This is a genomic window from uncultured Acetatifactor sp., from assembly GCF_948601915.1.
Classification (GTDB): domain Bacteria; phylum Bacillota; class Clostridia; order Lachnospirales; family Lachnospiraceae; genus Acetatifactor.
Map to the genome: position 1 here is coordinate 1 of NZ_CAPDXS010000146.1, position 13150 is coordinate 13150.

Below are 13150 nucleotides of genomic sequence, written 5' to 3' on the forward strand. Positions count from 1 at the left end.
AGTCAGCGTTATGCAGTCTGGTTTCACGGCAAGTGAAATCGTTAAGCAGTATAAGTGCCGGATAGGAACGGCAAAGAGCAAATAGGCCGGGCATGGTGCCGAGGCGCAAAAAAATCCCTGCCGGGAATCGGATATCCGCGAAGATACCGATTCCGGCAAGGATTTTAGGGTTGCCGGGCATTAGCTCCTGGCTTCCTCCGCAGGAATCCCATTCTGGCGCCCAAAGATTCCCATCAGCAGGTGGCCCCACCCTTCACTTTCTTCTCCAGCACCGCGGACTTGTCGATCTGGGCGTGGAGCAATTTATCCTGTATATAGTCAAATCCCAGACGGTTCACCGTATCCGCGAAGCGCTCGCCGGTGATACCCTCGTCCCGGAAGAACAGGATGGCCCGCTCTATGGTATCCAGCACTTCCTCCTCGCTGGTGAACAGCTTATCCAGGGGACGGCCGTTGGCGATTTTCTTGCCCCATCTGCCGCCGATGTAGATTTTGCAGCCGTCCATGTACTCCTCAGTGACGCCGAAGGGACATTTTCCCTTGCAGCGCCCGCAGCCGTTGCAGGATTCGGCGTCCACTTTCAGGCAGCCGTCCTCCACTTTGGCCAGCTTGATGGGACAGGAGGTCTCCACCTGGCATTTCTTGCAGCCGCGGCACTTGGAATAGTCGAACAGGGGCACCCTCTGGCCGATGATGCCCAGGTCGTTCAGATCCGGCTTCACGCAGTTGTTGGGACAGCCGCCCACGGCTATCTTGAATTTATGGGGCAGCGTCACATGGTGATAGCCTTCGTAAAAACGTTCATGAATCTTCTCGCTGATATCAAATGTGTCAATCAGGCCGTACTGGCAGGTGGTTCCCTTACAGGACACCACAGGGCGCACCAGAGAGCCAGTGCCGCCGGTCTCCAGATTATGCTCCGCCAGGAACGCGATCAGGGGATCGATGTTGGCGTAAGGCACCCCCTGGATTTCCATGGTCAGGCGGGTGGTCATGGTGATCTCGCCGCTGCCGAAGCGCTCCGCTCCCTCCGCGATGGCCCGATGCTCTTCGGTGGTGATCTTGCCGTTCCTGGTGATCACGCGGACGTTGAACACATCGCCGTAACGTTTGTCCTGAAGGCATCCCAGACCCTTCACCCGCTTGATCTCCTCAGGAGAGAGCTTCCCCCCTGCAGGAACCGCCCTCTTGACCACATTGAACGTAGAACCGCCTTCCAGCACACGGGTATTGGTGAATCCCAGGGCTTTCAGCTTGTTCTGGATGAGATACCCTCTCTTGCCCCTGGCGCAGACCAGCAGCAGCTTCTCCGCCTTGTCATATTTCGCGGAAGACTCTTCCGGTCTGGTCAAATCGAACCACTCCGCGCCGGGCAGGGCGGGTGCGGGATGGGCGTCCACCAGGCGGTATCCGTTTGCCGCGCCCGCCGCGTACTCTCCGGGGGTAAAGGACTCCAGCTTCCCGCTCATCTTGTTCACCAGCACGCCGCAGGCCGCCGCGATAGGATGGATGGCGGTGGAGAAAGGCGGCGCATAGGCGAAATCCATGGTGAGAAAATCTTCCGCTTTCGCTCCAAAGGAAATCCCGGTGACGGCGATGTCCGCCATCTTGTCCACCGCGCCCGCGCCGATGACCTGAAGGCCCAACAGCTTATGGCTTTCCCCATCGGCAATCATCTTGGTGACGAACATGGCGGAATCCGGATAGTAATGGGCCTTGTCGTCCGTGACGCACAGGGCGGAAACCACCTGGAATCCGGCTGCCCTGGCCTGTTCCTCCGTAAGGCCTGTGCGCGCCGCGTTCAAATCCGAAGACAGCTTCACCACGCCCGTCCCCAGGCAGCCCGGGTAAGGGGTCTCCTGGCCACTCAGGGAGAGGGCCAGCGCCCGTCCGGCGATGTTGGCGGTGGAGCCCATGGCAGACCACTGGGTGCGTCCAGTGATGCGGTTCTTCACCAGAGCACAGTCCCCCGCGGCGTAGATGTCCGGCAGATTGGTGCGCTGGTATTCGTCCGTGACGATGCAGCCCCTGTCCATCTCCAGGCCGGTATCTGCCAGGAATTTCGTGGCCGGGCGGATGCCTGCCGCCAGGATGACCATCTCCGCGGGCAGGGTTCCCGTGCCGGTCTGTACGCCGGTGACCCTGTCCGTGCCGGCAATCCGCTGCAAGGCCGTGCCGGTGAGGATGCGCATGCCTTTTGCCTGTAGCTTCCTTCTGACATAATCCGCCATCTCCGTGTCGAAGATATTGGGCATCAGCTGAGCCGCCATGTCCATGACGGTGACGGAAAGGCCCTTCGCCATGAGGTTTTCAGCCACTTCCAGGCCGATGAAACCGCCGCCTACCACGACGGCCCGCTTGCAGTTCTGCTCTTCGGCATACTTTCTGCAGCCGATGGCGTCCTGGGGCGTGCGCACGGTGAACACGCCGGGAAGCTTCGTGCCTTCCACAGGGGGGACGGAGCTTTCCGCTCCTACGGCAATGACAAGCTTGTCATATTTTACTGTCTCCACTTCCCGGCTCTGTGACAGGGCACCGTCAGATTCTGTCCCCGACAGCACCGCTCCCCTTCCGCCGACAACTGCCCCGGGGTTCTGGGGTTCCGCCCCATTTCCCTCACCTGTTGGCTGCTGCGTTCCCTGGCTGCCTGTCTCCGCGCCACTCTTCCGCACGGAAACCGTCTTTGCCTCCGGGTCTATCGCCACTGCTTCGCTCCGGGTATGTACCGTGGTGCCTGTGAGGCCCATGAACTTCTGAGGGGTGTTCACGATCAGTTCCCCTTCCGTCTCGATGGCTCCGCCGATGTAGTACGGAAGGCCGCACCCGGCATAGGAAATCTCCTTTCCTTTGGTATAGATGACGATTTCAGCCTGGGGAGTCTCCCGCTTCAGCTTCGCCGCCACCTTTGTGCCGGCGGCTACGCCGCCGATGATGACAATTTTCATGATTGTCTGCCTCCTTCAATTTATTGTTCTGTCTTTTTTCCAAAAAAGTATTAAGGAATCGTGTACATTGCGGCCTCGGCGATGTCCAGTTCCAGCATACCGGCAAGGGCCTGAGCCACAAGGTAGCTTGCCCGGAATTTGCCTTTGATTTCCGCCCACTTTTCTTCCCCTACACTGCCTTTCATCTCAATCAAGTACAGCTTCCATTGGTTCCCATTCTGTCTTTCGAATATTATACTGCATAACGCTGAATACTGCCTAATGTAATCATGCGATTGAACCAGTCAGCGTTATGCAGTCTGGTTTCACGGCAGGCGAAATCGTTAAGCAGTATAAATGGTCAACCCTTTTATACATGGACTTCGTCTTCCCTTCCTGAAAAAAGAGAAAGTCTGTCTTTTTCTTATCCATATTTGCAATACACAGATTATCATCCGATACCAGTTTTACCTGCAATTGGCTTCTTCCGGTTTCCTCTGCCTCCTCCAGAAGCATTTCCGAACCCTCATGTACGATAAAATCCTGTACCATCAAATCTTCTATGATGAATTCTCTTTTTGTATTTCCCATTCCGTTCTACTCCTGAATCACATATGCCTCGTCCATAATCCTGTCCAATGCATCGTTGAATGTCGGAACCGCAAAACCGTTTTTACCGCAGCTTAATTCTTCCACCTTTGTCTTTTCTCCGGCTTCTGCCCGAAGCTGGTAGACTTTGACTTCTTCCGACCACAGCAAATCACGGGAATCATATCTCAATTGATGGCATATTTCTTCCCTGTCTTCCCGCCCGGACAGGCGTATCATGTTATTGATATGCTGCAGTATGATGTCGCTGTGCGTCGTGACATTCATCTGCACCCCGGCATTTACCAGCCGGCATAAAACTCTTGCCATTTTCTGCTGAAGCTGGGGATGGAGGCACATTTCAGGCTCTTCATAAAACAGGGCTCCCACATTCTTTTTATGCTTTAGTATCAAGATAAGCGGAGATAGCTCCGTCACTACAGCGGATACGGTTCTCAATGACATTCCTGTCGTTTTTCCATTCGGGACGTAGGTCACTTCCTTATTCGGAAGAGAACTCATTTCTACTGTCCCGTCAGCCATGCCGCTCTCCAAATACTCCACTATTTCCGCAAAGTTTTCATTGCTTTCGCCGTCAAGAGTCAGGTCATTTATCACGTCCAGGAATTGATTGATTGGCCTTACAAAGGGTGGCAAGGGTTCCGTTTCTATCCCTATGTTAAAGGCCGCTCTTCTGCCGACTTTATTGATGACATCCTTCGTGAGCATAAAACCCGTTCTTGCGGCCGGGAGATAAATGCATTTGTTTAACGTCCTAAGCCGTCCCTCGTTAAGTAAAAATCTGAAAATATTGTTTACAAAAAAGTCCCAATTTGATTCATCCAAATCTTCAGACATACGACCCTTTTCAGAAAAGTATGTCACATGCCCTTTAGCATCATTTCCCAGGCGAATCGAAAATATGATTTTGTCTTCACTTGTCTTAGCTCTGAAGCCGATAGAAATATCGTCCAATCCTGTCAATTCTATCTGCAATTCCTTTATATCAACATCCGCACTGTTAAAAATCGCTTTTACCAGCTTATCTTTATGGCATTCTATCCTCGCCTGCAAAACAGTCTGCAGTTCACTTCCGATTTCGCTGGCCTGCACAGTATGTCCGCCCTGTTCCCTGGCAGTTTCCATCTGCTCCTTTACCCAGCGCAACAGCCATTCTTCCGCCTCTGTCTCCAGCGCACTTCCAGTACCGGCAAAAACCTCTTCCAGATTCAGAATCCCCCATAGCAGCGACATCAGATAACTTTTTCCACTGTTGTTATCGCCCACAAAAAGAGTCAATGGAGCCATCTCAATCTCTGCGCTTTCTATTTTTCCATATCCCGCTACTTTTAATTTCCAACCCACCTTTAGGCAAACCTCCCCTTTGTCCGGCTCCTGTGCCCACTGCCGCTTCCGATATCCATTCTATCGGATATCCGCTTTCCATGCAAAAGCCTTTGCACTCTATCGCCGGTCTCTCTACAGCCGAAACGCACAGACCACCCCGGCTGTCTCACCCCCACTGTCCCAGCCGCCAAATCAGGGAAAATCCCCCGGGACGCCTGCTCTTTTCCTCCGAAAAAGCTTTCCTGACAAATGCCGCACATGCCAAATCAGCGGCATCCATGTAGGCATTCCCCCGGCTGCTGAAACATGCTTTCCGTCCTTCCATTTCGAAGCTTTCCGTCTCCTCATCCGCCTTCTCCGCCAGCGCTTCCCTGGAAAGGACATGGAAATGTACCTGCTTCACTTCCTGCCGCGCCCCGAAGTTGCAGCACATGGAAACCTCCCGGAAATCCACATGCGCCTCCGCGAATGCCGCAAACGCAGCCCATGCCCTCTCATCCTGCAAAAGAGCCTCCACATCCGGAAACCGCCGCCTGGGCACGATGACGGCGTGCCAACGGGCTATGGGCTGCGGATGGCGCATCATCACGAATTCCGCTGAGCTGGCTTCCACCTTTACCGGCAGCAGACACAGGCATCTCCTGACGCAGAAGCTGGCCAGGACGCCTCCTATCCTGCTTCTGGCAACCTTCATTATCGCCCTTTTCAGCGCTTTCATCCGCCACCTCCGCTTTCTCTGCTTCCCTTTCCGCCGCCAATGCCATTGCGGGCATCCGTCCGGCCCCAATACAGATTTAATTATTTTGTCGCGTTAGCTCTCTTTATAGTAAGTTTACCATGCAAGCGCAGAAAAGACAAACGTAAAATCCGAAATTCTAAAAACGATTTTGAACACAATATGGAAAAGCAGCGGCAAATGTTTTCGGGTGTAAGGAATTGTCTACAGACAGTTCCTAAGGAAGTGTCTGTAGACAATTCCTAAGTATAAATTAGCGGAAGCAGATACTCTATGCGCCTGCTTCCGCCTGTCTCTTCAATCACTGCCTTTCAGAATCCACCGGCCTTTCTTGGTGGAGCCCACACGCTGTAGAATCCCCTCTGCCCGGAGCTGTCCCATGATATACCTCACCCCGCTCCGTGAAAGCCCCGTTACATCCCCCAGCATCTTCTGTGTGACAAAGGGATTGCTGATTTTCCAGTCTATTTTAAGGTCGATTTCCCGGTCAGTGACTTTTTGCCCCATATGCTTCGCTTTGCGATACTGTTTCTGCGGCTATGCCTCGTAAAGCCTGTCGCCATCCCGCCCTGTCCTACATCTTCTCCGGCGCGGCAAATCCCAGCAAATCGATGCAGGTCTCCAGCACGTCCCGGGTCAGCGCCAGCAACGCGATTAGGCTCTCCCGCCTTGCCCCGTCCTCCTCGCCTAAAATCTTGGTCTCATGATAGAAATGGTTGAAAGCGTTGGCCAGGTCATAAATATAGGCGCATACTTTGTGGGGCGCGATTTCCTCAGACGCATTCTGAATCATGGTATTGAACTGCACCAGCGCCATCTCCAGAGCCTTTTCCGACTCGCTTCCGGCCTCCTGGAGGGCAAGCCCCTCCGGCTTCCCGCCCTGCTCTTTATACTTATTTAAGATAGATTTGATACGTACAATCGTATACAAAATATAAGGCCCGGTGTCCCCCTCAAAGGAAGTGAACCTGTCGATATCGAACACATAGTCCTTTGCGGCCTGGTTGGACAAATCCCCATACTTCAGGGCGGAAAGCGCCACGGTCTCCGCCACGGCCTTCGCCTCCTCCTCGGGCATCTCCCGGCCTTCCCGAATCTTCCGGTACATCTCCTCCTGGGTCTCCCGCACCAGCACGTCCAGGCGCATGACGCCGCCGTCCCTGGTCTTGAAGGGCTTGCCGTCGCTGCCGTTCATGGTGCCGTGGCCCAGGAACTTCAGCACCGTCTCAGGCTTCACCAGCTTCGTCTTGCGGGCGCAGCGGAACACCTGCTCAAAGTACAGATCCTGGCGCTTGTCCGTGATATAGATAATCTCGTCCGGGGCATACAGGCGCATGCGCTCCATGATGGTAGCCAAGTCCGTGGTGTTGTACAGGGACGCGCCGTCGGACTTCAGGATCATGCAGGGCGGCACCTCCTTGGTGTCGGCCTCCTCCTTCACGTCCACCACCAAAGCGCCGTCGCTGATATAGGCCCAGCCCCCCTCTTTCATATAATCCACCATCTCGGGTATCAGGTCGTTCACATCGCTCTCGCCCTTCCACAGGTCGAACTCCACGTTCAGGCTGTCGTAATTCTTCTTCAGATCCACCTTGGACACATCCACGATATGCTTCCACAGGGCACGGTATCCCCGCACACCCTTCTGGAACTTGCGGGTGGCCTCCAGGGCCTTTGCCTTGAATGCCGCATCCTCCTTTGACTTGGCGCTGGCCAGGGGGTAGATCTCCGCGAACTCCGCCTCGGTGATAGGCTCTTCCGCCGGATACTCGCCCTGGTAGCTCTCGTCAAAATACAGCAAATCCGGCTTGCGCTCCTGCAGCTCCGCAATCACCATGCCGATGGGCGTGCCCCAGTCCCCCAGATGCACGTCCCCGATGACCTCATGGCCCGCATAGCGGCTGATGCGCTTGATGCTCTCGCCGATGATGGCCGGGCGCAGATGCCCCACATGGAGGGGCTTGGCCACATTTGCCCCGCCGTAGTCGATCATTATCTTCTTCGGTTTTTCAGGCATTTCCAAACCGAATTTCGGTTCCGAATCCATGGCTTTCACCATGCCCAGCAGGAAACTCTCGGACAGTTTCAGATTCAGGAAGCCCGGAGCCACGGCTGCCGCCTCCTTGAATACAGGGCTGTCCGCAAGCCGGGCCGCCACATCATTGGCAATCATGATAGGAGCCTTCTTATACTTCTTTGCCCCCGCCATAGCGCCGTTGCACTGATATTCGCACAAGTCAGGGCGGTTGGACAGGGTCACCCTGCCCAGGGCCGCCTCATACCCGGCCGCCTCGAAAGCCTTTCCCATTTCTTCCGTCAATACATCCAGTATCTTCTTCATTTCGATTCTCCGTTCTTCCCGCTCTGTCAGGACTTTTCCGCATACCATGGGCCAGGCCTCCGCCCATACGAACGCGATTCTGCCGATATTCTCTCTTTTGATTCACCCATGGAGCCAGAAACTGACACAGCACTTTTCTGTGTCAGCATTATACCCTAATTTTCTCCTTCGCGCAACCTATTTCTCTGCGCTCCGGCGAACCCTTCGAGAACCCTTCGAGAATCCCGGTTCGTAGCAGACTCTTTCAAATGCCGCCCCCAATCATCCGCTCGTCACTCCCGCACTGGCGAGGAAGGTCACAGGCACATCCGAATGCTGTCTGAGCTTCCGGCAGGTTCACGTCCTGAAGCGCCCCGCATCGGAACGCTCCCCCTGTATCCGGACTTCATATTGGGCATTCTGCGGGTCAGGGTTCAAGTAGACTTCCACATCGGGCGCATTGCCATGCTTGTATCCCGAAGCTGGCAGCCCTTCCGTCACGATGCGGTGCCAGATGCACGCCGGAACTCCCGCCGTCCCTGGCAGGGGCAGCGGGAGCAGCTTTCCGCAGCGGAATCCACGCTCCGCAAATATGCTGTTGTCAGAAATTGAAGCTGCCGTCCCATACAGGCATGTCGGAAAGGTAGGCGCTCTCCACAGCCGGAACATAGTACGCGCCATAAGCTTTCAGGCCGTCATCCATAGCCGCTTCGGGCAGTTCCACATAAAAGCGGTAATAGGGCATATAATACCTCTCCCGCTCTCCCGCGCGGTAGACCAGCTCCACTTTCCCGATGAACTCCTCTCCGGGCATCTCATAGGGCGCTGTGGTGATATAATTGCCTTTCCGCAGAAACTCTTTCGCCTCCTCCGCCGTGATGATCGGATACTCTCCCACCATCCTCGACAGATCAGGCCGGAAGCTCCTGGCCAGGTACAGCCTGCCCTGGTCATCGCAGTAAAAGGCCGTCCGGTTGAAATTGTAATTGATGATGCGTTGGACCATATCCTCCGCCCGGTCATAAAATTCAATCCAATAGCTCTGCTGGAGATCGATATTGTAACTGCCGCCATAGATATTCGCCGCAGGATGCTCCATCCCGATGAAATCCTCGTACTCTTTTTCCAGATACTCTGCCGTCTCCGCCAGCTCCCCATAGGCAGCGTGATGGGTAAAGCGATATTCCTCCGGCAGGGATACGGCCGGTTCAAAAGATACCGTAGCCGTCATGGCCTGATTCACCTCGATTTTCAGCCCTTCCGCTTCCCCGATTAGCTTCGTGGGATTGAAATACCCTTCCGGCACGGTGTCTCCGACCATCTCCAGCTTCTCCGTTATGATTCGCCTCGTCTCTTCGTCCGGCACATCATCCGTGATGGTCAGGGATTCCTCCTCCAGTCCTAAGCTGCCCGCGACCTCAATCAGGAATTCCCGCATTTTATGAAAGTCTCCGCCCTGTGCGATGTAGCGCTCATCGTAGGAGAGAACATTTTCATACACCGGCAGAGATGAAATCCCCAACGCCTCGCCCCAGGGGTTTGCATTGACTAACTCCGAGATGTCATGCACTCTGACGCCCTCATAGCCCGCTGCTTCCTCCTGCCCAATCTCTGTCACGGAAAGCATGGGAAGCCCTGCGGCGCCCCCTGTCTCCTGTGTGCCGGGTTCCTGTCTCCCCTCTGGGTCATGGGACGCGTGGAGCGAGGAGTCCTGGCCCGACTGATTCTGTTTTTGTTCCATGACAATCCATCCCACGCATGCCGCCAGCAGAAGACCGGCCGCTGCGGCAGCCCATTTCCACAGACTTCCGGCCCTTTTCCTCCCCTCCCGGTTCCGCAGCCTGTCGGTCTCTTCCAGGATAGCATCGTCCAACAAGTTCAAAGCGTCACTAATCTGTTCTTTCCTCATACCACAAATCCCTCCTGTTCCAGATAAGCCTTCAGTCCCTGTCTCGTGCGGTACAGCATGCTCTTCGCCTTGGATTCGCTCATGCCGAAATATGCGGCCACTTCTTTCAGGGAATCCATATAGTAATACCTTCCCACGAAAGTATTTCGGGCTTCCGGTGTCAGCGTGCGGAGATAAGCGCCGATGGCCTCCGAGAGCAGATGCAGATTCACGTCCTGTTCCGTGGCATCTTTGCCGGAAACGCAGTCTTCCAGCTCGGACAGGGACAGGGCGTATTCCGATGCCTGCCGCTTCTTCCGGTTCCGTCCCCGGAGCATGTCGATGGACAGCTGTCTGGTGATCCTGCCCAGGTAGGCGGAAAGGACTTCCGGTCTGTGGGGCGGCATGGAATTCCACGCTTTCAGATAGGTATCGTTGACGCTCTCCTTGCTGTCCTCCAGGTCAGCCAGCACATGATAGGCAATCTTCGACAGATAGTGCCCGTATTTGCGCTCTGTCTCCTGAATCGCGTTTTCATCCCTCTGCCAGTACATCCCTACAATCGCTTCGTCCTGCATCCCTGTTTCCCCTTTCCTGTGGCTCCCTTTTGTCGCTCCCATTCCCTGGCATTCATTCCCTGGCTCTTCTGCGCCTGCCCGTTGTCTCTTCTGCGCTTACCCGTTGGCTCTTCTGCGCTCCGTTCATCGCTTTCGTTATCAGATATGGAATAACCGGATTCTCCTCCGATTCTTTCTTATACCCTCCCGAAACCTCCAGGCCGCATATCACGCTGCTTTACGGAACTCCTTGGGGCTGATTCCCCCGCTTTCCGGGTGCCTTTCGGCCTCAATACTTGATTCCGCTTCCAAAATTCCAAGAGCCTTTTTTCTCTTGCGCTTTGCTTACCGCTTTCACTATATATTCCGACAAAATCAGGAGTTGGTTGCACGAAAAAAGAATTTTTATAGATTTTTTCCTTATTCTTTCAGATAGTCCAACAACGGTTCCAGATATGCCCGGTCTGTCCAGTCGCAGGCCTGCCCTACGGCACACATGAGCGCTTTCATCCACGGCTCATAGGTGTCGGGGTCTCTCTTCGCCACGGCTTTCTGCAGCATCCTGCACAGGGCTCTGTCCCGGAACGTCATTCTGCTCTCATCCCAGGTTCCCCGCCCGTAGAAAAGCGGAATTCCCTGCAGCCCTCCCGTCAGGTTCCGCGCTCTGATTTCCTCCAGCGCGCTTTCGTCATAGGGGGACGCGCCGACGCAGAAAACGGCTGTCCTCTTATCCTACAGTTGGACGATGTGCTTCTTCAGGAACGCCAGCCCGGCTATGCCGGATGCATAATTTCCCTTTCCTCATTTCCGCTCCTTTCCGCCCATTGCCTGATTCAAAAATGCTTCATAGGCGCTTTCCTGCTGCCCATATATCTCGTCCGCTGAAATCCCCGGCGTGGTCACGGAAAAAACAGTGCCGATTCCAATGGTGTAGATCAGCATGTTCAGATGCAGCTGTCTGGCCTGCTCCGCGCTGATGCCCAGCTTATCCGCAAGCAATCCGGCTGTCCCGGAATCGGCCTCCGCCCGGTACAGATCCTCCAGGGACGATATCCCCTCCCGCCGGTGCAGGATGAATATCTTGTATAAATGAGGCTGTTCTTTCGCCAGCTGGATATATGCCCTGCCTGTGCCCCGGAACAGGTCGTCCCTGTCGATACGCTCCGCCACATATTCCCGCACGAAACAGCGGACACGCGCTGCCACGTCCCGGCGCAGGCCGTCCATGTTCCTGCAATAGCTGTAGATTGGCTGCACGGAGCAACCGATTCTGTCCGCGATATTCTTCACCAGAACCTGTTCCATGCCGCTGCTCTTCGCTATCTCAAAGGCAGCGTCCACCACCATCTCTTTCGTGATTCTCTGCTTCGGCATCTTCACCACTCCTTGTATGCAATCCTATAATTCAGTTATATAAATTATTTATATAACTGAATTATATAACTGGCTACAGAATCTGTCAATAAGTTCCTGCGCCGCCTGATGCCCTGTTTCCATTCTTTCACGCAATTTACGCGACTATATAAATGGCATTTAATTCCTGCCAACCAATGAAACTCCCCGCAGCAGAGCTGCGGGGAATTAGACCCGGAGAGATTAAACACAGCAAGTCATGCCGTTTATCCGGTTTGTGTGCAAGATTCAATCACCGAATATATATTTAGGAAGCAAAATCACCTGCCAGATTAGCTACTCATCTAATTTCATCCTGTCAATTCCGAAGATATTACGAGAAGAGAGATACATGAAATTGTTTTCTATATATGCGCTCCCTGATAGCTTTAATGGAGTATTGATCACTTTTATCTTTTCCAATGTATCCTTATCCCAAAAGGCGATTTCCGAGCAAGGGTAAGAAATGGTTACCAGCATATCCCCGCTTACCCCTGCACAAACGAACATTTTCCTGTGCGCTTTCTTCACAGATGCCTGGATTTCGAAGCTTCTTATGCTGATTTTGTAAAGTTTTCCATCGTGACCGGCGGCATATAAGGCTTCTCCGTCAATATGCAGGCTGCCGATGTTTTTCTTCCCCAGGACAAGGTTCTTTTCAATGGAAAGCGTCCTTTTATCCAATAGCAGCAGCTCCCCTTCCACCGTTCCGCCAATCAAGTATAAACCATATGTCTGCAGACTCCACATACTGCTTCCGGAAACAGTGAACTCTTTCTGCCGATACGACTGTTTGTCAAGAGTAATCACTTTTCCGTTCCGTATGGAACAATAAATGGTCTCATCATCCACAGTCATCCCACATATATCAGAGCTTAAATCATTGCCTAACTGCCACTTGCCTAACAGTTCATAGTCCTTTTGGCCCAGGACATAAAGCGTACAGAAATCATAGATATAAATCCGATCGTCATCTGCAATCAGCTTTCTTGACAGCCCATCTTTCCCGAACACTGTCTTCTGACAAAGAATGTTTCGGGATGTTTTATCGATTTTCAGCAGCTTTTTCCCACACATACAGTCGATGCACTGCCCTGTCACATGGAATCCTGTGACGATTCCGCCCAACTCTGCTACGTGCTCCATTTTTCCCTCCTACGCAGACGTAAGTCCGATCTTTTCCGTCTTTTCACACAGCCAGTCATGCCGTTTATCCCATTTTTGTCCAAGCTTTCACCTCATGGGACTATCTGCTCCCCGTTTTCATCCGGTTCCCGCAGCAGTTCCGCCAGAGCGTCCAGTTCACGCAGCTTTGACTCGCCCATGCTAAATCCACCACTCCAGCGTCAGTTCCCCCAGCGTGGCGGTCCGTTTCCGCTCATAGTCCAGCATGACCTC

13 protein-coding genes are annotated in these 13150 nt (G+C 53.9%); all 13 read right to left on the reverse strand.

The features are described from left to right. Positions 1 to 181: hypothetical protein (locus Q2B33_RS19725; protein WP_300819791.1), on the reverse strand; the 181-nt coding region annotated here is incomplete at its 3' end. Positions 182 to 233: 52 nt separating this feature from the next. Then, complete coding sequence (locus Q2B33_RS19730; protein WP_300572994.1) at positions 234 to 2945, reverse strand: FAD-dependent oxidoreductase; 2712 nt, start codon at positions 2943 to 2945, stop codon at positions 234 to 236. 50 nt (positions 2946 to 2995) lie between these two features. Continuing rightward, entirely contained in the window at positions 2996 to 3139 is a 144-nt protein-coding gene (locus tag Q2B33_RS19735; RefSeq protein ID WP_300572991.1) for a hypothetical protein, read from the reverse strand. Between the two features lie 73 nt (positions 3140 to 3212). Continuing rightward, entirely contained in the window at positions 3213 to 3515 is a 303-nt protein-coding gene (locus tag Q2B33_RS19740) for a hypothetical protein (RefSeq protein WP_300572988.1), read from the reverse strand. A 6-nt stretch (positions 3516 to 3521) separates the two neighbouring features. Further along, positions 3522 to 4877, reverse strand: a complete 1356-nt coding sequence (locus tag Q2B33_RS19745) for an AAA family ATPase (RefSeq protein WP_300572985.1) — start codon at positions 4875 to 4877, stop codon at positions 3522 to 3524. Positions 4878 to 5025: 148 nt separating this feature from the next. After that, positions 5026 to 5577: an HIT domain-containing protein gene (locus tag Q2B33_RS19750; protein ID WP_300572982.1), complete on the reverse strand. Its 552-nt coding sequence runs from the start codon at positions 5575 to 5577 to the stop codon at positions 5026 to 5028. 315 nt (positions 5578 to 5892) lie between these two features. Continuing rightward, entirely contained in the window at positions 5893 to 6102 is a 210-nt protein-coding gene (locus Q2B33_RS19755; RefSeq protein WP_251207741.1) for a helix-turn-helix domain-containing protein, read from the reverse strand. Positions 6103 to 6169: 67 nt separating this feature from the next. Then, positions 6170 to 7936 carry an arginine--tRNA ligase gene (argS, locus tag Q2B33_RS19760; protein ID WP_300573018.1) on the reverse strand — a complete coding sequence of 589 codons (1767 nt, stop codon included), beginning with the start codon at positions 7934 to 7936 and terminating at the stop codon, positions 6170 to 6172. Between the two features lie 580 nt (positions 7937 to 8516). Next, a complete protein-coding gene (locus tag Q2B33_RS19765; protein WP_300572977.1) occupies positions 8517 to 9824 on the reverse strand; it encodes a hypothetical protein in 1308 nt (435 codons plus the stop codon). Continuing rightward, a complete protein-coding gene (locus Q2B33_RS19770; protein WP_300572974.1) occupies positions 9821 to 10423 on the reverse strand; it encodes an RNA polymerase sigma factor in 603 nt (200 codons plus the stop codon). The genes Q2B33_RS19765 and Q2B33_RS19770 overlap by 4 nt, the downstream gene beginning before the upstream one ends. Before the next feature lie 357 nt (positions 10424 to 10780). Continuing rightward, positions 10781 to 10951: a hypothetical protein gene (locus Q2B33_RS19775; RefSeq protein ID WP_300572971.1), complete on the reverse strand. Its 171-nt coding sequence runs from the start codon at positions 10949 to 10951 to the stop codon at positions 10781 to 10783. A 210-nt stretch (positions 10952 to 11161) separates the two neighbouring features. Further along, on the reverse strand, positions 11162 to 11734 hold the full coding sequence (locus tag Q2B33_RS19780) for a TetR/AcrR family transcriptional regulator (RefSeq protein ID WP_300572968.1): 573 nt from the start codon (positions 11732 to 11734) through the stop codon (positions 11162 to 11164). Between the two features lie 315 nt (positions 11735 to 12049). Beyond that, positions 12050 to 12898: a hypothetical protein gene (locus Q2B33_RS19785; protein WP_300795109.1), complete on the reverse strand. Its 849-nt coding sequence runs from the start codon at positions 12896 to 12898 to the stop codon at positions 12050 to 12052. Between the last annotated feature and the right edge of the window lie 252 nt (positions 12899 to 13150).

What these genes read in the sequence shown, in the direction of transcription:
- Q2B33_RS19730 (WP_300572994.1), bottom strand. Translation starts at nt 2,945, where the DNA reads ATGAAAATTGTCATCATCGGCGGCGTAGCCGCCGGCACAAAGGTGGCG.
- Q2B33_RS19740 (WP_300572988.1), bottom strand. Translation starts at nt 3,515, where the DNA reads ATGGGAAATACAAAAAGAGAATTCATCATAGAAGATTTGATGGTACAG.
- Q2B33_RS19750 (WP_300572982.1), bottom strand. Translation starts at nt 5,577, where the DNA reads ATGAAAGCGCTGAAAAGGGCGATAATGAAGGTTGCCAGAAGCAGGATA.
- Q2B33_RS19755 (WP_251207741.1), bottom strand. Translation starts at nt 6,102, where the DNA reads ATGGGGCAAAAAGTCACTGACCGGGAAATCGACCTTAAAATAGACTGG.
- argS (WP_300573018.1), bottom strand. Translation starts at nt 7,936, where the DNA reads ATGAAGAAGATACTGGATGTATTGACGGAAGAAATGGGAAAGGCTTTC.
- Q2B33_RS19765 (WP_300572977.1), bottom strand. Translation starts at nt 9,824, where the DNA reads ATGAGGAAAGAACAGATTAGTGACGCTTTGAACTTGTTGGACGATGCT.
- Q2B33_RS19770 (WP_300572974.1), bottom strand. Translation starts at nt 10,423, where the DNA reads ATGGGAGCGACAAAAGGGAGCCACAGGAAAGGGGAAACAGGGATGCAG.
- Q2B33_RS19775 (WP_300572971.1), bottom strand. Translation starts at nt 10,951, where the DNA reads ATGACGTTCCGGGACAGAGCCCTGTGCAGGATGCTGCAGAAAGCCGTG.
- Q2B33_RS19780 (WP_300572968.1), bottom strand. Translation starts at nt 11,734, where the DNA reads ATGCCGAAGCAGAGAATCACGAAAGAGATGGTGGTGGACGCTGCCTTT.
- Q2B33_RS19785 (WP_300795109.1), bottom strand. Translation starts at nt 12,898, where the DNA reads ATGGAGCACGTAGCAGAGTTGGGCGGAATCGTCACAGGATTCCATGTG.